20 protein-coding genes are annotated in these 22,871 nt (G+C 73.6%); 6 read left to right on the top strand and 14 right to left on the bottom strand.

Going from position 1 to position 22,871, the window contains the following annotated elements; all coding sequences use genetic code 11:
• Positions 1 to 7 precede the first annotated feature (7 nt).
• The 4 genes from hisG to metH form a co-directional block, all read right to left on the bottom strand.
• Complete coding sequence (gene hisG, locus PH189_RS19250) at positions 8 to 904, bottom strand: ATP phosphoribosyltransferase (protein ID WP_274190438.1); 897 nt, start codon at positions 902 to 904, stop codon at positions 8 to 10.
• A gap of 31 nt (positions 905 to 935) precedes the next feature.
• Positions 936 to 1,199, bottom strand: coding sequence for a phosphoribosyl-ATP diphosphatase (locus PH189_RS19245; protein ID WP_274190437.1), 264 nt, complete (start codon positions 1,197 to 1,199; stop codon positions 936 to 938).
• A 197-nt stretch (positions 1,200 to 1,396) separates the two neighbouring features.
• Positions 1,397 to 2,071 carry an HAD family hydrolase gene (locus tag PH189_RS19240; RefSeq protein WP_378014914.1) on the bottom strand — a complete coding sequence of 225 codons (675 nt, stop codon included), beginning with the start codon at positions 2,069 to 2,071 and terminating at the stop codon, positions 1,397 to 1,399.
• Positions 2,072 to 2,194: 123 nt separating this feature from the next.
• Entirely contained in the window at positions 2,195 to 5,746 is a 3,552-nt protein-coding gene (gene metH, locus PH189_RS19235; RefSeq protein WP_274190435.1) for a methionine synthase, read from the bottom strand.
• 197 nt (positions 5,747 to 5,943) lie between these two features.
• Between metH and PH189_RS19230 the strand changes: the two genes are divergently transcribed.
• A complete protein-coding gene (locus PH189_RS19230; RefSeq protein WP_274190556.1) occupies positions 5,944 to 6,813 on the top strand; it encodes a PAC2 family protein in 870 nt (289 codons plus the stop codon).
• The gene (locus tag PH189_RS19225; RefSeq protein ID WP_274190434.1) at positions 6,810 to 7,940 is read left to right on the top strand and encodes an MFS transporter; all 1,131 of its coding nucleotides are present in this window, start codon (positions 6,810 to 6,812) and stop codon (positions 7,938 to 7,940) included. Before PH189_RS19230 ends, PH189_RS19225 begins: the two co-directional genes overlap by 4 nt.
• A 192-nt stretch (positions 7,941 to 8,132) precedes the next feature.
• Here the strand turns inward: PH189_RS19225 and eccB are convergent, their stop codons facing one another.
• From eccB to PH189_RS19200, 5 genes are all read right to left on the bottom strand, one after another.
• Positions 8,133 to 9,551, bottom strand: a complete 1,419-nt coding sequence (gene eccB, locus PH189_RS19220; protein ID WP_274190433.1) for a type VII secretion protein EccB — start codon at positions 9,549 to 9,551, stop codon at positions 8,133 to 8,135.
• Between the two features lie 50 nt (positions 9,552 to 9,601).
• Positions 9,602 to 9,958 (bottom strand): DUF2237 family protein, encoded by a 357-nt coding sequence (locus PH189_RS19215; RefSeq protein WP_274190432.1) that lies wholly within the window; start codon positions 9,956 to 9,958, stop codon positions 9,602 to 9,604.
• An 18-nt stretch (positions 9,959 to 9,976) separates the two neighbouring features.
• The gene (gene mshC, locus PH189_RS19210) at positions 9,977 to 11,227 is read right to left on the bottom strand and encodes a cysteine--1-D-myo-inosityl 2-amino-2-deoxy-alpha-D-glucopyranoside ligase (protein ID WP_274190431.1); all 1,251 of its coding nucleotides are present in this window, start codon (positions 11,225 to 11,227) and stop codon (positions 9,977 to 9,979) included.
• A gap of 302 nt (positions 11,228 to 11,529) precedes the next feature.
• The gene (locus PH189_RS19205; RefSeq protein ID WP_274190430.1) at positions 11,530 to 13,491 is read right to left on the bottom strand and encodes a vWA domain-containing protein; all 1,962 of its coding nucleotides are present in this window, start codon (positions 13,489 to 13,491) and stop codon (positions 11,530 to 11,532) included.
• Positions 13,481 to 14,908 carry an ATP-binding protein gene (locus PH189_RS19200; protein WP_274190429.1) on the bottom strand — a complete coding sequence of 476 codons (1,428 nt, stop codon included), beginning with the start codon at positions 14,906 to 14,908 and terminating at the stop codon, positions 13,481 to 13,483. Before PH189_RS19200 ends, PH189_RS19205 begins: the two co-directional genes overlap by 11 nt.
• 224 nt (positions 14,909 to 15,132) lie before the next feature.
• Here PH189_RS19200 and PH189_RS19195 point away from each other — a divergent pair, with 224 nt between their 5' ends.
• The 3 genes from PH189_RS19195 (at position 15,133) to PH189_RS19185 (ending at position 17,498) form a co-directional block, all read left to right on the top strand.
• On the top strand, positions 15,133 to 15,720 hold the full coding sequence (locus PH189_RS19195) for a class F sortase (RefSeq protein ID WP_274190555.1): 588 nt from the start codon (positions 15,133 to 15,135) through the stop codon (positions 15,718 to 15,720).
• A 190-nt stretch (positions 15,721 to 15,910) separates the two neighbouring features.
• Complete coding sequence (locus PH189_RS19190; RefSeq protein WP_274190428.1) at positions 15,911 to 16,669, top strand: SDR family NAD(P)-dependent oxidoreductase; 759 nt, start codon at positions 15,911 to 15,913, stop codon at positions 16,667 to 16,669.
• Between the two features lie 28 nt (positions 16,670 to 16,697).
• Positions 16,698 to 17,498, top strand: coding sequence for an enoyl-CoA hydratase/isomerase family protein (locus PH189_RS19185; protein WP_274190427.1), 801 nt, complete (start codon positions 16,698 to 16,700; stop codon positions 17,496 to 17,498).
• A gap of 193 nt (positions 17,499 to 17,691) precedes the next feature.
• Here the strand turns inward: PH189_RS19185 and PH189_RS19180 are convergent, their stop codons facing one another.
• From PH189_RS19180 to PH189_RS19160, 5 genes are all read right to left on the bottom strand, one after another.
• Positions 17,692 to 18,678: an MBL fold metallo-hydrolase gene (locus tag PH189_RS19180; protein ID WP_274190426.1), complete on the bottom strand. Its 987-nt coding sequence runs from the start codon at positions 18,676 to 18,678 to the stop codon at positions 17,692 to 17,694.
• The gene (locus tag PH189_RS19175; RefSeq protein WP_274190554.1) at positions 18,663 to 19,421 is read right to left on the bottom strand and encodes an SCO1664 family protein; all 759 of its coding nucleotides are present in this window, start codon (positions 19,419 to 19,421) and stop codon (positions 18,663 to 18,665) included. The genes PH189_RS19180 and PH189_RS19175 overlap by 16 nt, the downstream gene beginning before the upstream one ends.
• Before the next feature lie 70 nt (positions 19,422 to 19,491).
• The gene (locus PH189_RS19170) at positions 19,492 to 20,061 is read right to left on the bottom strand and encodes a DUF3090 domain-containing protein (protein ID WP_274190425.1); all 570 of its coding nucleotides are present in this window, start codon (positions 20,059 to 20,061) and stop codon (positions 19,492 to 19,494) included.
• A 73-nt stretch (positions 20,062 to 20,134) separates the two neighbouring features.
• Positions 20,135 to 20,887 carry a histidine phosphatase family protein gene (locus PH189_RS19165; RefSeq protein ID WP_274190424.1) on the bottom strand — a complete coding sequence of 251 codons (753 nt, stop codon included), beginning with the start codon at positions 20,885 to 20,887 and terminating at the stop codon, positions 20,135 to 20,137.
• Positions 20,888 to 20,912: 25 nt separating this feature from the next.
• Positions 20,913 to 21,761, bottom strand: a complete 849-nt coding sequence (locus PH189_RS19160) for an undecaprenyl-diphosphate phosphatase (RefSeq protein WP_274190553.1) — start codon at positions 21,759 to 21,761, stop codon at positions 20,913 to 20,915.
• A 109-nt stretch (positions 21,762 to 21,870) separates the two neighbouring features.
• On the opposite strand from PH189_RS19160, the gene PH189_RS19155 reads away from it, so the two are divergent.
• Positions 21,871 to 22,860, top strand: coding sequence for an aldo/keto reductase (locus tag PH189_RS19155; protein ID WP_274190423.1), 990 nt, complete (start codon positions 21,871 to 21,873; stop codon positions 22,858 to 22,860).
• Positions 22,861 to 22,871 lie beyond the last annotated feature (11 nt).

Below are 22,871 nucleotides of genomic sequence, written 5' to 3'. Positions count from 1 at the left end.
GCGGGCCTCAGCGTGTGCCGTTCGTGGCGCCGATGGCCCGGCACGACTGCAGCGACGAGGTCACGATGCCCGTGGCCCCGAGGTCGGCGAGCTCGTCCATGATGTCGTTGACCCGCTTGCGCTCGACCATGGAGCGGACCGCGACGAACTTCTCGTTCGACAGCGGCGCGACGGTGGGCGACTCGATGCCCGGGGTCAGCTCGATCGCCCGTTCCTTGAGGTCGATCGGGCAGTCGTAGTCGAGCATGACGTAGCGGCGGGCGTAGACCACGCCGCGCAGCCGCTCGACGAAGCGGGACTTCGAACGCTCGATGTCCGCCGTGTCCGGCGCCTGGTCGAACTTCGCGTTGCGGTCGATGATCACGGCCTCGGACTCCGTGATCGGGTCCCCGATCGCCACCAGGCCGTGCTGGGCCAGGGTGCGCCCGGAACTCACGACGTCGGCGATCGCGTCGGCCACCTGCAGCTCGATCGAGATCTCGACGGCGCCGTCGAGGCGGATGACGTCCTTGGCCGCGATGCGCTGCTGGGCGAGGTTCGCCCGCACGAGCCGGGGATACGAGGTCGCGATCCGCTTGCCGGCGAGGTCCTGCACGGTCCACTCGTTGCGTGCCGGGGCGGCGTAGCGGAACTTCGAGTGCCCGAAGCCGAGCCGCAGCAGCTGGTTCACCGAGGCGCTGGACTCCTCGGTGAGGTCGTGCCCGGTGATGCCGAGGTGCAGCTGGCCCTCGGACACGTACGTCGCGATGTCCTTGGGGCGCAGGTAGAAGAACGTGACGCCGTTGGCCTCGTCGTGGAGGCTCAGGTCGCGGCTGTCGGTCCGTTGCCGGTAGCCGGCGTCGCGCAGCATCATGGACGCCTCTTCGGACAGGGACCCCTTGTTGGGTACGGCGACGCGGAGCACGGCTCCTCCTCCTGACACCTGTGGGTGTCGACTACAGGTGCTTGTAGACCTGGTCGAGCGTGAGACCGCGCCCGAGCATGATCACCTGGACACGATAGAGCAGCTGGGAGATCTCCTCGGCCAGCTTGTCATCGGTCTCGTACTCGGCGGCGATCCACACTTCACCGGCCTCCTCGAGCACCTTCTTGCCCTGGGCGTGGACCCCGGAGTCCAGCGCCGCGACGGTGCCGGATCCCTCCGGCCGGTCGCGCGCCTTGGTCGTGAGCTCGTCGAAGAGCACGTCGAACGTCTTCACGTCGAGCCATCGTTGCACGGCATGACGGGGAGTCGCACACCACCGGATTCTCCTCGTTCGCCCGGGTTGTTCGTCCCCCGCTCGTCCGGGGCGCCGTCCGGGCCCCCCGGCGCGCCGAACGGGCGGTCGGTGAGGAAACCGACCCCGGCGCTGGTCCCTTCGAGCCGGGGCGCTCTGCCGACCGTGTCACGGAGCGCTCAGCGTGCGACGGCCCGCGACCGGTGGTCGCTCCCCGACCCGTTCCGGAGGGCGTCCCGGAGGTCGTCGAGGGTCAGTCCGACGAGGCTCTCGCGCAGGACACGGCGCTCCCCCGCCGGCACGGGCACCTCGGCGGGGACGACGAGCACCGTCGCGCCGGCCGCCACGGCCGAGCGTGTGCCGGTCGGTGAGTCCTCGACGGCCAGGCTCGCGCGAGGGTCGACGCCCAGCTTTCCGGTGGCCAGCCGGTAGGGCGACGGGTCCGGCTTCGTCGCCGGCACCTCGTCGCCGCACACCGTGATGTCGAAGAACCCGCGGCCGATGGTGTCGAGCGCGACCTCGGTGAGCTCCCGGTAGGTGCTCGTCACGAGCGCCGTCGGGAGCCCCGCGGCCCGCACCATCGCGAGGGCCTCCCGGGCGCCGGGGCGCCACGGGACGCCGCGGCCGAAGACCTCCGCGGTGCGGTCGGTCAGCCAGCGGCCGTCCGTGGCCACGCCGTCGTCGTCGTCCGGGTCGAGGCCCACCTCGGCCCGCACCGCGCGCACGGTGCGGACGAGGCTGGATCCCGTCAGCTCCTCGCGGGTCTCGGTCGACAGCTCGCCGCCGTGGTGCGCGGCGAGCTCCTGGATCGTCACCGACCAGAGGCCCTCGGTGTCGACCAGCGTGCCGTCCATGTCCCAGAGGACGGCCTGCAACCTCACGGGGAGCTCCTCTACGGGATCGGCTGGACGCGGCGCCGCACGTCGACTCGTCGCACGACGAAGGAGTGCGAGGGGTCGAACCGGCGTGCCGCGAGGCTAGGCGTTGAAGTACTTCGCCTCCGGGTGGTGCACGACGAGCGCGTCCGTGGACTGCTCGGGGTGCAGCTGGTCCTCCTCGGAGAGCTCGACGCCGATGCGGCCCGGCTCGAGGAGATCCACGATCTTCACGCGGTCCTCGACGTTCGGGCAGGCGCCGTAGCCCAGCGAGTACCGGGCCCCGCGGTAGCCGAGCTTGAAGTACTCCTCGACGTTCTCGGGGTCGGAGTCGGCCATGACCGAGCCGTCGGAGAAGCCGAGCTCCTCACGCACACGGCGGTGCCAGTACTCGGCGAGCGCCTCGGTGAGCTGCACGCCGAGGCCGTGGACCTCGAGATAGTCGCGGTAGGAGTTCTCCGCGAAGAGCTCGTTGGCGAAGTCGGCGATGGGCTGGCCCATCGTCACCAGGTTCATCGGCAGCACGTCGACGCCGCCGAGCTCCTTGGCCTCCTCGCGGGTGCGGAAGAAGTCGGCCAGGCAGAGGTGGCGGTCCCGCTTCTGGCGCGGGAACGAGAACCGGTGCACCTCCTTGGCGTCCGGGTCCGGCTCGGCGAGCACGATGATGTCCTGGCCCTCCGAGATCGCCGGGAAGTAGCCGGCGACCACGGCGGCGTGGGCGAGGATGCCCTCGGCCTGCAGCCGGTCGAGCCAGTAGCGCATGCGCGGCCGGCCCTCGGTCTCCACCAGCTCCTCGTACGACGGCCCGTCCTCGCTGGCCTTCGAGCCGCGCAGGCCCCACTGCCCGAAGAAGGTGGCGCGCTCGTCGAGCAGTCCGGCGAAGTCCTTGAGCCGGATGCCGCGGACCACGCGGGTGCCCCAGAACGGCGGCTGCGGGACCTCGATGCGCCGGGCGACGTCGGAGTGGTCGGGGATCTCCTCCGGCTCCGCCTCCGCCTCGCGCTTGGCCTGGATGCGCTGCGAGCGCTCGCGGCGCTCCTTGCGCTCGGCCATCTTGGCCGCCTCGGCCTCGGTGCGCTCGGTGTCGCCGCTCATCACGGTGTCCATCAGGCGCAGGCCCTCGAAGGCGTCCTTCGCGTAGCGCACGTCGCCCTGGAAGAGCTCGCCGAGGTCGTTCTCGACGTACGAGCGGGTCAGCGCGGCACCGCCGAGCAGCACCGGGTACTTCTGCGCGACCCCGCGGTCGTTCATCTCCTGCAGGTTGTCCTTCATGACCACGGTGGACTTCACCAGCAGCCCGGACATCCCGATGGCGTCGACCTTGTTCTCCTCGGCGGCCTCGAGGATGGCGTTGATCGGCTGCTTGATGCCGATGTTGACCACGTCGTAGCCGTTGTTGCTCAGGATGATGTCGACGAGGTTCTTGCCGATGTCGTGGACGTCGCCCTTGACCGTGGCCAGCAGGATCTTGCCCTTCCCGCCGTTGTCGTCGGCCTCCATGAACTGCTCGAGGTGGGCCACCGAGGCCTTCATGACCTCGGCCGAGGCCAGCACGAACGGCAGCTGCATCTTGCCGGCGCCGAACAGCTCGCCGACGGTCTTCATGCCGGCCAGCAGCGTCTCGTTGATGATCTCGAGCGGGTCCTTCTCCTCCATGCCCGCGTCGAGGTCGGCCTCGAGCCCGTTGCGGTCGCCGTCGACGATGCGGCGCTCGAGGCGCTCGAACAGCGGCAGCGCCGCGAGCTCCTCGGCGCGCGCGTCCTTGGCCGACGAGGCCGAGACGCCCTCGAAGAGGTTCATGAAGTGCTGCAGCGGGTCCGGGGTGTCGCGGGACTCGTCGCGCCGGTCGTAGACGAGATCGAGCGCGGCCTCGCGCTGCGCGTCGTCGATCTGCGACATCGGCAGGATCTTCGAGGCGTTGAGGATCGCCGAGTCGAGGCCGGCCTCGGTGCACTCGTGGAGGAAGACCGAGTTGAGGACCTGCCGCGCCGCCGGGTTGAGGCCGAACGAGATGTTCGAGAGGCCGAGGGTGGTCTGGACCTGCGGGTAGCGCTCCTTGAGCTGCTTGATCGCGTTGATCGTCTCGATGCCGTCCTTGCGGACCTCCTCCTGGCCGGTGGAGATCGGGAAGGTCAGGCAGTCGATGATGATGTCCTCGACCTGCATGCCCCAGTTCTCGGTGAGGTCCTCGATGAGGCGGAACGCCACGCGGGTCTTCCACTCCGCGGTGCGGGCCTGCCCCTCCTCGTCGATGCAGAGGCCGATGACCGCGGCGCCGTGCTCCTTCGCCACCGTCATGATCTTGATGAAGCGCGACTCGGGGCCGTCGCCGTCCTCGTAGTTCACCGAGTTGATGGCGCTGCGGCCACCGAGCTGCTCGAGCCCGGTGCGCAGCACGTCGGCCTCGGTGGAGTCGAGCACCACCGGCAGCGTCGAGGCGGTGGAGACGTCGTGGGCCAGGCGGTCCATGTCGGCGCTGCCGTCACGGCCGACGTAGTCGATACAGAGGTCCATGAAGTGCGCGCCCTCGCGGGTCTGCGCCTTCGCGATCTCCACGCACTGCTCGTAGTCGTCCTCGACCATCGCCTCGCGGAACGCCTTCGAGCCGTTGGCGTTCGAACGCTCGCCGATCATGAGGAAGCCGGTGTCCTGGCGGAACGGCACGGCCTGGTACACCGACGCGAGACCCGGCTCCGGCTTCGGGTCGCGGGCGGCCGGCGTGAGGTCCTTGCACTTCTCGGCCAGCGCCTTGATGTGCGCGTTCGTCGTGCCGCAGCAGCCGCCGACGAGCTGGAGCCCGTAGTCGGTGACGAACGAGGCGCAGTAGTCGGCGAGCTCGTCGGGCTGCAGGGGGTACTCGGGGCCGTTCGCACCCAGCTCGGGCAGGCCGGCGTTGGGCATCACCGAGACCGGGATGCGGCTCTGGCGGCTCAGGGCGCGCAGGTGCTCGCTCATCTCGGCGGGGCCGGTGGCGCAGTTCAGGCCGATGCCGTCGATCCCGAGGGGCTCGAGGGCCGTCAGCGCCGCGGTGATCTCGGAGCCGACGAGCATCGTGCCGGTGAGCTCGACGGTGACGTGGCAGATGACCGGGATGCGCAGGCCGTACTCGTCCATCGCGCGGTAGGCGCCGAGGATGGCCGACTTGGCCTGGAGGAGGTCCTGGCAGGTCTCGACGAGCACGGCGTCCGCGCCGCCCTCGAGGGCGCCGAGGACCGACTCCTTGTAGTGGTCGCGCAGCAGCGCGAACGGCGCGTGGCCGAGCGTCGGCAGCTTGGTGCCCGGGCCGTTCGACGCGAACACGAAGCGCGGGCGGTCCGAGGTGGCGTACTCGTCGGCGGCCTGCCGGGCGATCTTCGTGCCCTCGCGGGCGAGCTCGCGGACCCGGTCGACGATGTCGTACTCGTTGAGGTTGGCCCAGTTGGTGCCGAAGGTGTTGGTCTCGATGACGTCGGCGCCCGCCTCGAGGTGCCCCTGGTGCACACTGAGCACGGCGTCGGGACGCGAGACGTTCAGGATCTCGTTGCAGCCCTCGAGGTCCTGGAAGTCGTCGAGCGAGAGATCCTGGTCCTGGAGTGCGGTGCCCATGGCACCGTCTCCGATGAGCACCCTGGAGTGCAGGGCAGACAGGAATCCAGACTCACTCGAAGTAGTCATCACACGATCGTAACGTGATCGGCGAGCAGTCCCGGACGCACTGCGAGCCTCGTCACGACCCGTAGGCTGTGCGGGTGCCCGAGTCCGACGACCACCTCGACGAGCCCGTGTCCAGCGACGAGGCCGAGGGAACGGAACAGCTCGAGGACCCCGACGACGCGTCGGAAACGGCCCCCATCAGCGACGACGCGCCGGTGATGCTGGCGGCGTTCGAGGGCTGGAACGACGCCGGGGACGCCGCGAGCACGGCCGTGGAGCACCTCGCGCTGCACTGGGACGCCACCGAACTGTCGGCGATCGATCCCGACGAGTACTACGACTTCCAGGTGTCCCGGCCGACCGCGCGGATGGTCGACGGGGTCAGCCGCGCCATCGACTGGCCCACCACCCGCCTGACCCGCTGCCGGCCCCCGGGATCGGCGCAGGACCTCATCCTCGTGCGCGGCATCGAGCCGAACATGCGCTGGCGCGCCTTCTGCGCGGAGATCATCGACCGGGCGCGCGAGCTCGGCGTCGGCACGGTGATCACCCTCGGCGCCCTGCTCGCCGACACGCCCCACACCCGACCCGTCCCGGTCACCGGCACGTCGTTCGACAAGGCGTCGGCCGCCCGCTACCGGCTGCAGCGCTCGCGCTACCAGGGCCCCACCGGGATCGTCGGGGTCCTCCAGGACGCCTGCGTCCAGGCCGGGATCCCCGCGATCTCGTTCTGGGCCGCCGTGCCGCACTACGTCTCGCAGCCGCCCGCGCCGAAGGCCTCGATCGCCCTGCTGCAGCGCGTCGAGGAGGTCCTCGACGTCGAGGTGCCGCTCGGCGGCCTGCCCGAGCAGGCCGAGAAGTGGGAGCGCACGGTCTCGGAGATGGCCGACGAGGACGACGAGGTCCGCGAGTACGTCAAGGCCCTCGAGGAGGCCGGCGACGCCGAGACCGACCTCGAGGAGGCCTCCGGCGAGGAGATCGCGGCCGACTTCGAGCGCTACCTGCGCCGGCGCGGTCCCGGCGGCGACGGCCCCGGCGGCACCGCGGGCGGCCCGCCCGGGCCCGGCAAGGCCCCCTGGGAGCGGTGAGCGCCGCTCCGGCGGCGGAGCGCTCCGGGATCGCCCGGCTGCGGTTGGCCGCGCTCTACGCGGGCGGCTTCCTCGGCCCGTTCGGCGGTGGGGTCACCGCCTCGATGCTGCCCGAGCTGGGCGCCGACCTCGGGCTGTCCCCGTCGGCCGCCTCGGCGTCGCTGACCGCCTACCTGCTCCCGTTCGCGCTGCTCATGCTCGTCTCGGGGACGCTCGGCCAACGGTGGGGCGCGCGGCGCACCGTGCGCGTCGCCTACGTCGCGTACGTCGTGTTCTCGCTGCTCGGCGCCGTGGCCGGCACCGGCTGGCTGTTCCTCGGGGCGCGGGCGCTGCAGGGAGCGGCCAACGCGTTCACCACTCCCCTGCTGCTGGCCTCGCTCGCCGCGGCCACGCCCCCGGAGCGCCTCGGGCGGTCGCTCGGCGTCATGGGTTCCCTGCAGGCGGCCGGGATGACGTTCGCGCCCTTGGTCGGCGGCCTGACCGCGGAGGTGGACTGGCGTCTCGCCTTCGTCGGCGTCGCCATGGTCGCCGCGCTCCTGGCGGTCGCGGGGATCCCCGCCGACCCGCCCGCCGACCCCGGCGACCGGCCGCGCCTGCGTGACGCCTGGCGCCCGTCGGTGCTGCGGCTCGGGCTCGTCGCCGGGCTGGCGTGGGGCGCGCTGGGCGGGCTGTCGTTCCTCGTCGCCCTGCGCGTCGAGGACGCCTTCGCCCTCGGCGCCGGGGTCCGGGGTGCGCTGCTCACGTGCTTCGGGATCGCCGGGCTGCTCACCGCACGCCTCGTCGGGGCCGGCGTGGACCGCCTCGGGCCGCGCGTCGTCGTGCGGCTCGGCGCGCTCGCCGCCGCGGTGCTCGTCGCCGCGATCGGCCTGCTGCCCTCGGCGATCGCGGTGGCCGCGGTCTGGGCGCTCGCCGGGGCCGCCGCCCAGCTGGTGCTCGTCGGTGTCAACGCGCTCGTCCTGCGCGGGGGCACCGCCGGCGGGGTCTCGGTGGTGCAGGCCCTGCGCTTCCTCGGCGCCGCCGCGGCGCCCGCGGTGTTCCTCGCGCCCTACCACCTCTCCCCCGTTGCGGCCTTCGGCCTCGCGGGCGTCCTGCTCGCCGGGGCGGCGGCGCTGGTGCCGCGGCGGTAGTCGCGGGAGCCGGGGTGGTGGCGCGCCGGTCGGGGCAGCGAGGGACGCCCTCGCTGCGTTGGACGCAGTCGGGGTGACGCGCGCTCCGCGCGTGCCTCGCGCGCCTGCGGCAGCGAGGGACGCCCTCGCTGCTCTGGACGCAGGCGGGGTGACCCTCGCTCCCACCACCTCGGGCAGCGCGCCGGGTCGAGGTCAGCGCGCCGACTGGGCCGCGACGGCGTCGAGGGTCGGGCCGCGCGGGAGGAGGTCGAGCACCGCGCGGGGGGCCGGGCGAGGCGTGCCGAGGCCCAGGGCGGCGGCGCTCGCGGGGTCCGGGACGGCGAACACCCGCCCGCCCGGGTCGACGAGCACCCCGGCGGACGGATCGGTCGAGGCGGGGTCGGCGGGCGCTCCCGGTGCCACCGGGAGCACGTAGGTACCGCCGCCGGCGACCCAGGCGCCGTCGAGCGGGGGCCCGACCAGCGGGGTGGGCTCGACCGGCCCGGGCAACGCGGACGCGGCGAACACCGCGGCCGCGCCGGAGGCCTCGGCGCGCACGCAGGTGGTGGTGGCCTCGTCGTAGGTGACCAGCCGGGGGGTCGCCGACGGGTAGGCGCGCACGTCGACGACCGCGACACGTGGCGCCGCGGCGAGCCGGCCCGCCGGGACGGCGGCGATCCCGGGGTCGGCGGCCGGGTCGGGGTTGGCGAAGCGGGCGAGCTGGGCGATCACCGCCGGCACCTCCTGCACCCCGGCGGCGGCGACGAGGAAGAAGCGACCGCCGTCGGGGCTCACGACGGCGCCGACGGGCACGCCGAGCGCGGCGGTGCGGGCGTCGGTCGGCGCTCCCCCGCTGCCGGGGACCTGGACGGGGACCAGCGGCGGGGCCTCGGGCAGCGTGCCGAGCAGGGCCGGGCCCGCGTTGCGGGGGCGCGCGCCGGTGAGCTCCAGGCCGCGGACCACGGAACCCAGCGACGGGTCGATCCGCGCTCGGCGCCCCTCGGTGACGAGCCAGAACCCGTCGGAGCCGCGCAGCAGCAGCGCCTCGTCGGCCGCGAGCGGACGCCCGGGCGCCGGGACCCCGCCGAGCGCGACGGTGGTGATCGCCGGGTCCGCGGCGGGGTCGGGCACCGAGGGGTCGAGCGTCGCGCGGTCGCAGACCGCCCAGGCGTCGGGGGCCGGAGCGGCCAGAGCCGGCAGCACCGACGGCGCGCCGGGAATGCCCGCCGGTGCGGTGCGGGGCGCCTCGGCGAGGGCGTCGTCACGGACCGGCACCGGGGGCCCGCCCACCTCGGTGTTGCCGGCGGCTCCGGCGAGCAGGCGCGCGGAGGCGAGGTTCAGGGCCGGGACCAGGCGGTCCGGGCCGTGCGCCACGGCGTAGAGCGCGCCCGAGGGCTCGCCGCGCACCACCGACTCGTCGCGCCACCCCTCGTCGCCGCGCACGAGCCCGACCACGGCGAACCCCACGAGCGCCAGCACCGCGAGCACCGTGCCCACGAGCAGCGCGCGGTTCTGGCGGCGGCCCGGGTCGTGGCGCGGCGTCGGGTCACGGCCGACCAGCGCGGACTCCAGGCGGCGCACGGCGTAGCGGTGCGCCTGGACCTGGGTCGCGGAGGGCGGGTCCGAGGGCACAGCAGGATGCGTACCGCATGTGAGCGATTGGAGTCGTCGGAACGACCGATTCACTCACGTGCGCGGTGCGCCTCCAGCTGGGCGAGGTCGACCCACTCGAGCGTGCGGGCATGGGTGGCCTCGAGCACGACCGGCGGGGCGACGCCGCCCTCGAGCGCCTCCTGCCAGCGGCTGGCGCACAGGCACCAGCGGTCGCCGGGCTCGAGGCCGGGGAAGCCGGCGTCGGCGCGGGTCAGGTCGTTGCCACGCTCGGCGGAGTAGGTCAGGAACTCCTCGGTGACGCGGGCGCACACGGTGTGCACGCCCGCGTCGTCCGGACCGGTCTCGCAACAGCCGTTGCGGTAGAAGCCGGTGACGGGGTCGTGACTGCAGTCGGCGAGCTCGCCGCCGAGGACGTTGCGGGGCATGCGCGGGAGGTACCCGCGTCAGCGCAGCGTGACCCCGAGCAGCGCGTCGGCGGCGTCGGCGAGCCGGGTCGGCGCGTCGGGGGCCCACCCGTCGCCACCGCGGCGCAGGAGCACCTCGTCGGCCCAGGCGTCGATGGCGGCCAGTGCCCCGGGCGTGTCGAGGTCGTCCGCGAGGTGCGCGCGCACCCGGGCGATCGTGTCCTCGGGGTCGGGCCCGGTCGGGGCCGCGACCGCGTCGCGCCACCGGTGCAGCCGCGCCTGGCCGCCGGTGAGCAGGTCCGCGGTCCAGGACCGGTCGGTGCGCCAGTGCCCGCCCATCAGGGCCAGGCGCACGGCCAGGGGGTCGACGCGGTCGGCCCGCAGGCGGGAGACGAAGACGAGGTTGCCCTTGGACTTCGACATCTTCTCGCCGTCGAGCCCGATCATCCCGGCGTGGCAGTAGTGCCGGGCGAGCGGGTGCGCGCCGGTGAGGGCCTCGGCGTGCGCCGAGCCGTACTCGTGGTGCGGGAAGGCGAGGTCCGAGCCGCCGCCCTGGACGTCGTACTGGTCGCCGAGACGGTTCAGGGCGATGGCCGCGCACTCGACGTGCCAGCCGGGGCGCCCCTCCCCGAGGTCGGAGGTCCACGACGGCTCGCCCTCACGGGCCATGCGCCACAGGAGCGCGTCGAGCGGGTCCCGCTTGCCCGGACGGTCGGGGTCGCCGCCGCGCTGCGGGAACACCTCGCGCATCCGCGCCTCGTCGTAGCGCGAGACGTAGCCGAAGTCCCGCGTGGCGGTGTGGTCGTGGTAGACGTCCGGGAACTCGGCGTCGTCGGCGCGGTAGGCCGCGCCGCTGGCCAGGAGCTTGCCCACCAGCTCGCTGATCTCGTCCATGGCCTCGACGGCCCCGATGAAGTCGCGCGGCGGGAGGATCCGCAGCGCGGCCATGTCCTCGCGGAACAGCGCCGTCTCGCGCATCCCGAGCACGACCCAGTCGTCCTTGTCCCGCTCGGCCCGCTCGAGCAGCGGGTCGTCGATGTCGGTGACGTTCTGGACGTAGTGCACGTCGTGGCCCGCGTCGAGCCACAGGCGGTGGATCAGGTCGAACGCCAGGTAGGTCGCCGCGTGGCCGAGGTGCGTCGCGTCGTAGGGCGTGATGCCGCAGACGTACATCCGGGCGGTGGACCCCGGCGTGGTGGGTCGGATGTCCCCACCGGCCGTGTCGTGGAGCCTCAGCGGGGGCGGGCTGCCGGGCACCCGCGGGACGTCGACCGATGACCACGCTCGCATGCCCCCGAGCCTAAGCCCGTCGCGGCGGTGCCCGCCCGGACTCGTGGCGAACCGCTCGCCGCTCCGGTGCGAAGACCGTGGTGGACCCCGGCCGGGTCGAGTCAGCAGGACGTCGTGGGCGAGCACTCCGCCCTGCACGGGATGACGGACCCGGCCGGGGTGGCCAGGAGTCGCGGGGGGGATCGACTCCAGCCACGATCGAGCGTAACCGCATTCCCCCGCAGTGGCGCACTGTGGTGCACGCAGGGTCATCGGACAGATGGCATTGCACCGTGTGGTGGATGCGCAGCGCGTCCGATGCCTCAGCGTCGTCGGCGACTCGCCAGGTAGTCGCTCACCACCGCGGCCCCGAGACCGTCCAGGTCCGGATTGACGACCCGCCCGCCCGCGCGCCGGGCGACGAGGTCGACGAACGCCTCCAGGCGCGGGTCCTCCCCGAGCATGAAGACCGTCATCGCCGCGTGCAGACGTGCCAGCGCATCGACCTCGTTCAGCGTCGCCCGCAGCGTCTCCGGGCTCGGCGGGTAGTCGAACGCCGCGTGCCCGTCCGGCTCGAGGTGCGCGGTCGGCTCGCCGTCGGTGACGACGAGGACGACGGGCGCCGCGTCGATGTTCCTGCGCAGGTGTCGGCCCGCGAGCAGCAGCGCGTGGTGGAGGTTCGTGCCCTGCTCCCAGGCGCCCTCCAGCGCGGTCAGCTCCCCGAGCTCGACCTCCTTGGCGTGCCGGCCGAACGTGATGAGCTGCAGCGCGTCGCCCCGGAACCGCGTGGACACCAGGTGGTGCAGGGCCAGGGCCGTGCGCTTCATCGGCACCCAGCGCCCGTCGGCGACCATCGACCACGAGGTGTCGACGCACAGCGCCACCGCGGCCCGGGTGCGCTGTTCGGTCTCGACGATCTCCACGTCGGAGACGTCGAGGTCCCGCACATCACCGCCGGCCTTGCGCATCTCGGCGTTCAGCAGCGTGCGCGAGACGTCCCAGCGTTCGGTGTCGCCGAACGACCACGGGCGTGTCGCGCCCGTCGCCTCCCCCGCCGCCCCGGAGCGCTGGGTCTCCCGCTCGCCGCGACGGGTCGACAGCGAGCCGACGACGTCGCGCAGCGAGGACTGCCCGAGCTGGCGCAGCGCCTTCGGCGAGAGCATCAGCGAGCCGTCGGCGGCGCGCTGGAAGACGCCCTGTTCCTCGAGCTCGCGCTGCAGCTCGGCCAGGCGCTGGGCGTCGACGCGAGCCTGCTCGCCGAGGGTCGCCTCGAGGGCCTCGAAGTCGATGTCCTCCATCCGCGCGCCCGGGTAGGACTGCGAGAGCTGCTCGGCCAGGGCGTCCATCTGCCCCAGCTCCTCCATGGCCCGGGTGGCCTCGCCCATGCCCATCGGGTCGTCGCCGCGGAATCGGCCGCGGCCCTGCCAGTCCTCGCCGGGGCGCATGCCCTGGAGCTGCTGGTCGAGCCGGGAGAGCTGTTCGGCCAGCCGTGGGTCGCCGAAGGCCTGCTGCATGAGGCCCTCGAGCTCGGCGCGCTGCTCGGCCGACAGCGAGTTCATCATCCGCTGGGCCGCGGCGGCCCTCTCGGCGAGCAGGTCGATCAGCTCGTCGGTGGTCTGCGGGTTCTCCGGGAAGAACTCGCCGTGCTTGCCCATGAACTCGCCGAACTGCTCCGCGGTGTCCTCGCCGCGGGCGTGCGCCTCGAGCAGGTCGTTCAGGTCCGAGATCATCTCGCGGACCCGCTCGACGTCCTCGGGCGTCGCGTTCTCCATGGCCTGCTTCATGCCCTGGAAGCGCTGATCGAGCGCCTCCCGGCCGAGCAGGTCCTGGATCTGTTCGTAGGCCTGGCGCGCCTCGGCGTTGCGCCAGTCGTAGTCCTGCAGCTCGGCGACGGCACCGGCGGGCGACGGGGGCAGCGCGTCGAGCTGCATCTCGCGGAACCGGGCGTCGTCGGAGTCCTCGGCCTGCAGGGAGTTGCGCTCGGCCTCGAGCGCCCGCTCGAGCAGCTCGCGGACCTCCTGCAGCGTCCCGTCGAGACGGTGCTCGCGCTGCAGCTTGCTGCGCCGCTCGTTGAGCCGGCGCATGAGGTCGTCGAGACCCTGCTGGTCGCCCAGCCCGCGGCGCATCAGCTCGCGCATCGCCTGCCGCGGGGACGTGCCCTCCATGACGTCGCGGCCGAGCTCGTCCATCGCCGACCGCAGGTCGAACGGCGGCGCCAGGGGATCCGGCCCGTCGTAGAAGCGGCCGTAGGAGTACCGGCCGGTGCCGGGCTTGTCAGCCGCCATAGGTCACCGTGCCCTCGTCCGCGTCGTCGTCCTTGGCCAGCTTGCGGGTGAGGTAGAGGTGCTCGAGGGCGAGCTCGACGGCGCTGGCCAGCGGCCCCGGGGCCTCCGTGCCGGCGGCGCCCAGGCGCTCGGCGACCGTGTAGACGACCGAGATCGAGGGCAGGGCGTCGACGACGTCCTTGGCGGCGATCCGGTCGCCCGTGACGACCCGCCGGTCGCCCTCCAGGGCCGACACGCCCTCGGCGAGCGGGGTCAGGTCGACCCCGGCGAGGCGGGCGCGGGCGGTCTCGGAGATCGAGCGGCGCAGCAGGTGCGTGAGCAGCTCGGCCTCGCGGCCCTCCTCCCCCGACTCGAACTCGAGCTTGCCGCGCAGCACCGGCGGCACCGCCTCGAGGTCGACGGGACGGGCCACGGCGGTGTCCTCGCCGGTGACCGCGGCCCGGCGCAGCGCGGCGGCCGCGACGGTCTCGGCCGCCGCGATCGAGAACCGCGCGGACACACCGCTGCGCTGGTCGATCGCGCCGGAGCTCCGCAGGTGGCGGGTGAAGCGGGCGAGGACCTCGACGAGGTGGTCGGGCACGTCGGCGACGAGGTGCGCCTCCTGGTGCACGAGCGCGATCTCGCCGACGATCTCGAGCGGGTAGTGCGTGCGGACCTCGGCCCCGAAGCGGTCCTTGAGAGGCGTGATGATCCGCCCGCGGTTCGTGTAGTCCTCGGGGTTCGCGCTGGCCACGAGCATGATGTCCAGCGGCAGGCGCAGCGTGTAGCCGCGCACCTGGATGTCGCGCTCCTCCATCACGTTGAGCAGCGCGACCTGGATGCGCTCGGCGAGGTCGGGCAGCTCGTTGATCGTCACGATGCCGCGGTGCGCGCGGGGCACGAGGCCGTAGTGGATGGTCTCGGGGTCGCCCAGGCTGCGGCCCTCGGCGACCTTGACGGGGTCGACGTCGCCGATGAGGTCGGCGACGGAGGTGTCCGGGGTGGCCAGCTTCTCGGCGTAGCGCTCGGAGCGGTGCCGCCAGGTGATCGGCAGGTCGTCGCCCTCGTCGGCGACACGGCGTCGGCTCGCCGGGGTGATCGGCTCGCCGGGGTGCTCGCCGATCTCGGACCCGGCGATCACCGGCGTCCACTCGTCGAGCAGGGCCACGAGGCTGCGCAGCAGGCGCGTCTTGCCCTGCCCGCGCTCGCCGAGCAGCACCACGTCGTGCCCGGCGAGCACCGCGCGCTCGAACTGCGGGAGCACGGTGCGGTCGAACCCGACGATCCCCGGCCACGGGTCCGCGCCGGCACGCAGCCGGGCGAGGAGGTTGTCGCGCAGTTCGGTACGGACGCTCTTGGGCGTCGCCGCCGGGTGGCCGCTGCGCGCGAGCTCACCGGCGGTGGTGGGGAGATCTGCAGGAGCGGAAGGGGTGCTCACTCCTCCACGCTACGTCCGCCACGGCGATCCGGCCTCCGTGAACGGAGATCGCGCGCGGAGCGCGGTGACCCGAAGGTGGCTCCTGACGTCCGGTCACGGAGCGTGCACTCTCGACGGTCACAGGAGTGGTCGCGATCCGTGGGGGGAACATGGCGCGTGCGACGGGCGTGGGGCGGCACCGTCGACCGGTCGCGCCGCGTCCCGAGCGGTCGCCGGTGAACCGCATGCTGGCGGCGCTGGCGTTCCTGCTCAGCGCGGGGTGTGCCGCGATGGGGGTGGCGGCGGGGGTCGCCACCGCGGAGCGTCCGCCCGACCCCTGTCCGCCGAGCACCGCGTCCTGGCGCCCCGACCCGACGCCGATGCGCGCCGCCGACCCCGTCGAGCTGACCATCGACCGCATCGACGCCTGCTCGTCGCTCGTGCCGGTCGGGGAGGGCGACGAGGTCGACGGGTGGCGCCGGGTCGCGGCGCCGTCGGTGCACGCCCCGGAACAGGCCGGCTGGTTCCGTGCCGGGCCGACGCCGGGGGCGCGCGGCCCCGCGGTGCTGGTCGGTCGCGTCGACGGCGACGGACGTCGCGGCGTCTTCGCCGGCCTCGCGGACGCGACCGCGGGCGACCGGATCACCGTGCGGCGCCGTGACGGGTCGACGGCGGTCTTCGTCGTCACGGGCACCGTGCAGGTGTCCCCGGTGAAGTTCCCGGCCCGCGAGGTGCACGGCGACACCGGCGACGCCGAGCTGCGGCTCATCGCCTACGGGGGCTCCGCCGGGGACGACCTGATCGTCTACGCCCGCCTGAGCGGGCAGGGCTGAGCCCGGAGGGGCCGTCGCGACGCGGACGGGAAACGCTTCGGTTCCCGAAGCTCCGCTCACGGAGATGTCGACCTCCGCCGGCCCGTGCGCTGTGCCGAGGCTCCCGCTTGCGCGCGCCCGGGCGCGTCCGCTTCGCTCCGTGCCGCCGTCACGCGAGGCCGCCGTCACGCGAGCGAGGAGAAGCCACCCCATGGGCAGGATGGACGGGAAGATCGCGATCGTGACCGGAGCCGGGCGCGGCATCGGCCGCGGGATCGCCGAGAAGCTCGCCGCCGAGGGCGCGACCGTGGTGGCCACGGACGTCGACGAGGCGACGGCGAACGACACCGCGGCCACACTCGGCGCGGCCCCCGGAGGCGACGCGCTCGGCCTCACGTGCGACGTCGCGTCGCGGGAGTCCGTCGAGACCATGGTCGCCGCCGTCCGCGAGCGCTTCGGTCGCATCGACGTGCTGGTCAACAACGCGGGCTACGACAAGGTCGGGCCGTTCGTCGACTCCGACCCCGCCGACTGGGACCGGATCATCGGGATCAACCTCTACGGCGTCCTGCACACCTCGAAGACCGTCCTCCCGATCATGGTGGAGCAGGGTGGCGGGCGGGTGGTCAACCTCGCCTCCGACGCCGGCCGGGTCGGCTCGTCCGGCGAGGCGGTGTACTCGGCGGCCAAGGGCGGGATCATCGCGTTCACCAAGACCACCGCTCGCGAGATGGCCCGCCACCAGATCGCGGTCAACTGCGTGTGCCCCGGCCCGACCGACACCGCGCTGTTCGCGTCGGTCACCGAGGACAACCCGAAGCTGCGCGACGCGCTGATCAAGGCGATCCCGCTGCGCCGGCTCGCGCAGCCCGCCGACGTCGCCCACGCCGTCGCGTTCCTGGCCTCCGACGAGGCCGCGTACATCACCGGCCAGACCCTGTCCGTCAGCGGCGGACTCTCGATGAGCTGACCGCACGAACCCACCGAGGAGAGCGCCCGTGCCGTTCGAGGACTACCACCAGCTGACGTTCGAGCGCCGCGACCACGGCGTCCTGCTGATCACCATCGACCGCCCCGACAAGTACAACGCGGCCGACGAGGGGCTCCACGGGGAGCTGGCCCGGGTCTGGCGGGACGTGGGGGCCGACGAGCAGACCCGTGTCGCCGTGATCACCGGCGCCGGGAAGGCGTTCTCCGCGGGCGGCGACCTGGCGATGGTCGAGCGGATGGCCGGCGACTACGACCGCGTCCAGCACATGCTCCGCGAGATGTCCGACCTGGTCTACAACATCATCGACTGCGACAAGCCCATCGTGTCGGCGATCAACGGCGTCGCGGTCGGGGCCGGGGTGGTCGTCGCGCTGCTCGCGGACATCGCCATCGCCGCCGAGGACGCCCGGCTCGGCGACGGGCACGTCAAGCTCGGCGTCGCGGCCGGCGACCACGCCGCGATCATCTGGCCGCTGCTGGCCGGCATGGCCAAGGCGCGGTACTACCTGCTGACCGGCGAGATGGTCACCGGCGCCGAGGCCGAGCGTCTCGGGATGGTCGCCAAGGCGCTCCCCCGCGACCAGGTGCTCGACGAGGCCCTGCGCGTCGCCGACACCCTCGGCACCGGCTCCCAGCAGGCGATCCGGCTCACCAAGCGCAGCCTCAACAACTGGCTGCGCAGCGCCGGGCCGACCTTCGACCAGTCCGCGGCCTACGAGATGCTCACGTTCCTCGGCCCCGACGTCGTCGAGGGCTACACGGCGCTGCGCGAGAAGCGCGAGCCCCGCTTCCCGTCGGCGGCCGACTGAGGGACCGGCCGCGGCACCTTCCGCGCCGACCGCGCGATCCCCGCCGGTGCCACCGGTGGTGGCCGGCGACGTACGCGAGGACCGCGACGCCCCACACCACCAGAGCCCGCCCGGACCGGCGCGGGGGGACGGCAGCGTTCACAGGGGGCGGTCACAGGGGGGCGGTCACAGGGGGGCGGTCACAGGGGGGCGGTCACAGGGCCCGGGTCCCGCCGATCGGGAGATCCCAGAGGTCCGCGAGGTCGCGCCCGGCGCGCACCCACTCCGCGAGCACGCGCTCGCGCGGCTCGGTGACCGGCTCGCCGGAGAGCACGAACGTGCCCCAGTGGATCGGCACCACGTGCCGCACCCCCAGGTCGCCCGCGGCCCGCACGGCCTCGGCCGGGTCCATGTGCACCCCGCGGAGCAGGTGGCGGGGCGCGTACGCGCCGATCGGGAGCACGGCCACGGCGAGGTCGTGGCCGAGGTCGCGCTGCCGCGCCCCGATCCGCGCGGGGAACGGGCCGTAGCCGGTGTCGCCGGCGTGGACCACGCTGCGCCCGTCGGACCCCGTCACCACCCAGCCGCCCCAGAGCCGGCGGCAGGTGTCGAGCAGGGTGCGCCGCGACCAGTGGTGGGCGGGGACGAACTCGACGGTGACCTCTCCCCGGCCCCCGCCGACCTCCACGCTCTCCCACCAGTCGAGCTCGGTGACGTCGGTGAAGCCGAGACGGGCGAGCAGGGGCCTGCTGCCGCCGCCGGCGAGCACCCGCGTCGAGCGCGGGAGACGGCGCAGGGTCGGCGCGTCGAGGTGGTCGTAGTGGTCGTGGCTCAGCAGCACGGCGTCGACGGGCGGCAACTCTTCGGGGGTCACCGGCGAGGGCCGCAGGCGGGTGCTCGCGCCCGGGATGCCGCCCGCGAGAACGGGGTCGACCAGCAGCGTCACACCGTCCACGCGCAGCAGCGTCGAGGCGTGCCCGAGCCACGTCACGGAGATCTCGCCGGGCCCGGCGGCCGGGAGCGGGAGGGCGTCGACGACCGGTACGCCCGACCCGTCGCGCTCGGCGCGGGGCGGGAACGCGCGCAGCAGCTCGTAGGCCTGCCGTGGACTCAGCAGGTCCGACGTGCGGCGGTGGTGGAAGTCGCGCGGCCAGCGCGGATCCCGGCGGGGCGGGAGCAGCCGGCTCAGAACGCCGGCCACGGGATCGGAGGCCAGCGTCCTCCCGGCGCGGGCAGCTCGTTCGCGTCGAGCAGCTTCGAGAGCCGCGAGCGCAGCGCCGAGACCTCGGCACGGGTCAGGTGCTCGTGCAGGGTGTCGTCGAGCCCCGCCCTGTTGCCCGGGGACAGGGCCTTGCGCAGGCGGCGCAGACCGTCGACGACGTCGTCGGAGAGCGGCTCGCCCACCCAGCCCCAGAGCACCGTGCGCAGCTTCTCCTCGCGGTGCAGGCAGATGCCGTGGTCGACGCCGTAGACGCCGCCGTCGACGCCGGCGAGCACGTGCCCGCCCTTGCGGTCGGCGTTGTTGACGACGACGTCGAGCGCCGCCATGCGCCGCAGGGCCGGGTCGTCGGCGTGCACGAGCAGCGCCGGGTCCCCCGCGGCGTCGCGGGCACGCAGGACGGTGCGCCAGCCCTGGCCGACCGAGCGCGCCGGGACGACGTCGACGAGCTCGCGCTCCTCGTCGGTGTCGATCCAGCGCTGGACCATGCCGGGGCCGAAGGGGCCGTCGCGCAGCACCGTCGTCGGCACCACCCCGAACCCGGCCGCCTCGCTGACCAGGTACGTCGCCACCTCCCGCCCGGCGAGCGTGCCGTCGGGGAAGTCCCACAGCGGGCGTTCGCCGCGGACGGGCTTGTAGACGCAGCGGCCCTCGACACCGTTGAAGTCGATGACGCACAGCAGCGTGGTGTTGGACGCCTCCGTGAGACGGCCCTCGACCTCCATCCGGCCGTGGAGCAGCAGCTCCCGGTCGTCGGAGGTCGACCCGTTCGCGCCCGTGTCCCCGTTCACGCGCCTACTCGGGGGAGGCGACGCGTCGGTAGCCGTTCTGCCGCGGGCACACGTGGCCGGAGGCGTCCAGCGGCTGGGTGCACAGCGGGCACAGGCGCCGTCCGGCGCCGACCACGCGCTCGGCGCGCGTCGCGAACGCGCGGGCGCCGGCGGGCGAGAGGAACACGCGCAGCGCGTCGGGGCCCTCGTCGGTGTCGTCGAGGACGACCGACTCGTCGATCTCCTCCTCGGTGACCGCGAGCAGCTCGACCACGACGTTCTTGGACTCGGCGTCCCAGCCCAGCCCCATGGTGCCGACGCGGAACTCCTCCTCCACCGGCACCTCGAGCGGCGAGGTGTCGACCTCGTCCTCGGGCACCGACACGGGGACGTCCGCACCGAAGCGCCGCGAGACCTCCTCGAGCAGGGTGCCGATCCGCTCCGAGAGCACCGACACCTGCTGCTTCTCGAGCAGCACGCTCACCCGCCGGGCCGATTCGGTGGCCTGGAGGTAGAAGGAGCGTTCGCCGGGCTGCCCGACGGTGCCGGCGACGAACCGGTCGGGCTGGCGGAAGACGTGGATCACCCTGGGCATGGCTTCTCGATCGTAGGACTCACGGAGGGACGCCGCTGGAGGAGGTGCGGATCCCCTGGCGTCAACGGCGTCCTCATGCTACTCCCGTCGACCCTCCGACGGTGGCCTCCGCGGGGACGGTGACGTCGCCGGACGAGGCTGCCGTGGGGTCGTCGGCGGCGTCGGAGGAACTGTCGGATTCCTCGCTCTCCGGCTTCGGGACCAGCGCGGACAGGTCGCCGCCGGTGTCGTTGACCCGCACGACGAAGGGCCGGGTGGGCGTGTAGCTGATGACGCTCACCGAGCAGGGGTCGACGACGATGCGCTGGAACGAGTCGAGGTGCAGACCGAGCGCGTCGGCGACCGCGGCCTTGATCACGTCACCGTGGCTGCAGGCCACCCACAGGGCGCGGTCGCCGTGCTCGGCGCCGATGCGCGCGGCCTGCCGGCGGATCGCCGCGACCGCGCGGGCCTGCATCCCGGCGAGGCCTTCCCCGCCGGGGAACACGGCGGCGGACGGGTGGGCCTGGACGACCTTCCAGAGGTCCTCCTTGCCGAGATCGCCGAGCTTGCGCCCGGTCCAGTCGCCGTAGTCGACCTCGGACAGGTCGTCCTCGACCGTCGCCTCCAGGCCGCGGGCGGTGAGCAGCGGGGCCACCGTCTCCCGGCAGCGCTGCAGCGGCGAGGTCACCACGGCCGCCAGGGGCAGCTCGGCGAGCCGGTCGACCAGCTTCTCGGCCTGCGTGCGGCCGTGGTCGTCGAGACCGACGCCGGTGCTGCGACCGGCGAGCACACCCGACACGTTGGCCGTCGACCGGCCGTGCCGCAGAAGGATCACCGTTGTCACGACACGACCGTACGCGGGTGCTCGCCTACGTCGCCGGGACGACCCCGTTGCTCACGGCGAGCAGGACGACCAGCCCGAGCAGCACCCGGTACCAGACGAAGACGTAGATCGTGTGGTTCTCGACGAACTTCAGCAGCCAGGCGATCGAGGCGTAGCCCAGGACGAACGCGATGATCGTGGCGACGATCATCTGCGGGATGCTCGGGACCACCACGAGGCTGCCCTGCACGTCGGCGGCGGACGGCTCGAGGATGTCGGGGATCTGGGTCAGCCCGGAGGCGAACACCGCGGGCAGCGCCAGCAGGAACGAGAACCGCACGGCGACGGCGCGCTCCAGGCCCAGGAACAGGCCGGCGGTGATCGTGCCACCCGACCGCGAGACCCCGGGGATCAGCGCCATCGCCTGTGCGCAGCCCATGACGATGCCGTCGCGCAGCGTGAGCTGGTCGGGGCCGCGGCGCTGCCGTGAGTAGCGCTCGGCGGCGGCGAGGACGAGCGCGAACACGATGAGCACGGTCGCGTTGAGGTACAGGTTGCGGGCCGGGCCCTTGATCGCGTCCTCGAAGGCCAGGCCGAGGACGCCGATCGGAATGGAGCCGATGATCACGTACCAGGCGAGCTTGTAGTCGTAGCCGCGCTCGTCGCGGCGCGCGAGGCCCACGAACCAGGCCCTGAGCAGGCGCCAGATGTCACCGAAGAAGTAGATGAGCACCGCGGTCTCGGTGCCGAGCTGGGTAACCGCCGTGAAGGCCGCGCCGGCGTCGTTGCCGAAGAAGAACGCCGAGGTGATGCGCAGGTGCGCGGACGAGGAGACCGGCAGGAACTCCGTCAGTCCCTGCACGATCCCGAGGACCACGGCCTCGAGCCAGCCCATCGGGGCACCCACCTGCACGGGCACGGACGGTAGCCCACCGCCACCCCCTGCCCGCCTCCCCCTCGGGCCCCTCGGAGGTGGTCGTGACGCCTTCGTAAGCTGGCCGACCGTGGAACAGCGACGGCTGGGCACGAGCGGGCTGCGGGTCTCGCGCCTGGCGCTCGGCACGATGAGCTGGGGCCGGGACACCGACGCCGACGAGGCGGGCGCGTCGCTGCTCGCGTTCCTCGACGCCGGCGGCACCCTGGTCGACACCGCGGACGTCTACGCGGGCGGCGAGGCCGAGCGGATCCTGGGCGGTCTGTTCGACGACGTCATCCCCCGGGGCGAGGTCGTCGTGGCCACCAAGGCCGGGGCCCGGCGCGAGGACGGCCCGTTCGGCGGCGGCGCCTCGCGGGGCGCGCTGCTGACGGCGCTCGACGACTCGCTGGACCGCCTGAACACCGACTACGTCGACCTCTGGCAGCTGCACGCGTGGGACGACGACGTGCCGCTCGAGGAGACCCTGGCCGCCGTCGACGTGGCGCTGACCACGGGACGGGCCCGGTACGCCGGGATCGCGAACTACGCGGGCTGGCAGGTCGCCTCGGCCGCGACCCGCCAGGCCCTGACGTCGCTGCCGCTGGTGTCGGTGCAGTCGGAGTACTCGCTGCTGGAACGGACCGTCGAGAACGAGGTGCTGCCGGCCGCCGGTCACCACGGGCTGGGGCTGCTGCCCTGGGCTCCCCTGGGCCGCGGGGTGCTCACCGGCAAGTACCGCGAGGGCGTCCCCGCCGACTCCCGCGGCGCGTCCGAGCACCTGGCGGGCTACGTCGGGCGGCACCGCACCGAGCGCACCGCCCGCATCGTGCAGGCCGTCGTCACCGCGGCGCACGGGCTCGGCACCTCGCCACTGGCCGTCGCGCTGGCGTGGGTGCGCGACCGGCCCGGGGTCGCAGCACCGGTGGTCGGCGCGCGGGACGGGGCCCAGCTGCTGGGCTCGCTGGCCGCCGAGGACCTCGTGCTGCCCCCGGCCATCCGCGGCGCCCTCGACGACGTCAGCTCCCCCACGGCCCCCGACGACGAGATCGACGAGCCGGAAACCCCGCCCTGGGAGTGATCCACACCGGG

It is taken from the genome of Actinomycetospora chibensis (assembly GCF_028737215.1).
Taxonomy (GTDB): Bacteria; Actinomycetota; Actinomycetes; order Mycobacteriales; family Pseudonocardiaceae; genus Actinomycetospora; species Actinomycetospora chibensis.
The sequence above is the reverse complement of the archived record's forward strand: the minus strand, read 5'-3'. Positions and strand labels throughout refer to the sequence as shown.

Bases quoted from the DNA above. Each gene is read 5' to 3' on its own strand.
- PH189_RS19240 (WP_378014914.1), bottom strand. From the start codon at position 2,071: ATGGACGGCACGCTGGTCGACACCGAGGGCCTCTGGTCGGTGACGATC.
- metH (WP_274190435.1), bottom strand. From the start codon at position 5,746: ATGACTACTTCGAGTGAGTCTGGATTCCTGTCTGCCCTGCACTCCAGG.
- PH189_RS19230 (WP_274190556.1), top strand. From the start codon at position 5,944: ATGCTGGCGGCGTTCGAGGGCTGGAACGACGCCGGGGACGCCGCGAGC.
- PH189_RS19215 (WP_274190432.1), bottom strand. From the start codon at position 9,958: ATGCCCCGCAACGTCCTCGGCGGCGAGCTCGCCGACTGCAGTCACGAC.
- mshC (WP_274190431.1), bottom strand. From the start codon at position 11,227: ATGCGAGCGTGGTCATCGGTCGACGTCCCGCGGGTGCCCGGCAGCCCG.
- PH189_RS19205 (WP_274190430.1), bottom strand. From the start codon at position 13,491: ATGGCGGCTGACAAGCCCGGCACCGGCCGGTACTCCTACGGCCGCTTC.
- PH189_RS19195 (WP_274190555.1), top strand. From the start codon at position 15,133: ATGCTGGCGGCGCTGGCGTTCCTGCTCAGCGCGGGGTGTGCCGCGATG.
- PH189_RS19190 (WP_274190428.1), top strand. From the start codon at position 15,911: ATGGGCAGGATGGACGGGAAGATCGCGATCGTGACCGGAGCCGGGCGC.
- PH189_RS19175 (WP_274190554.1), bottom strand. From the start codon at position 19,421: ATGGAGGTCGAGGGCCGTCTCACGGAGGCGTCCAACACCACGCTGCTG.
- PH189_RS19170 (WP_274190425.1), bottom strand. From the start codon at position 20,061: ATGCCCAGGGTGATCCACGTCTTCCGCCAGCCCGACCGGTTCGTCGCC.
- PH189_RS19160 (WP_274190553.1), bottom strand. From the start codon at position 21,761: ATGGGCTGGCTCGAGGCCGTGGTCCTCGGGATCGTGCAGGGACTGACG.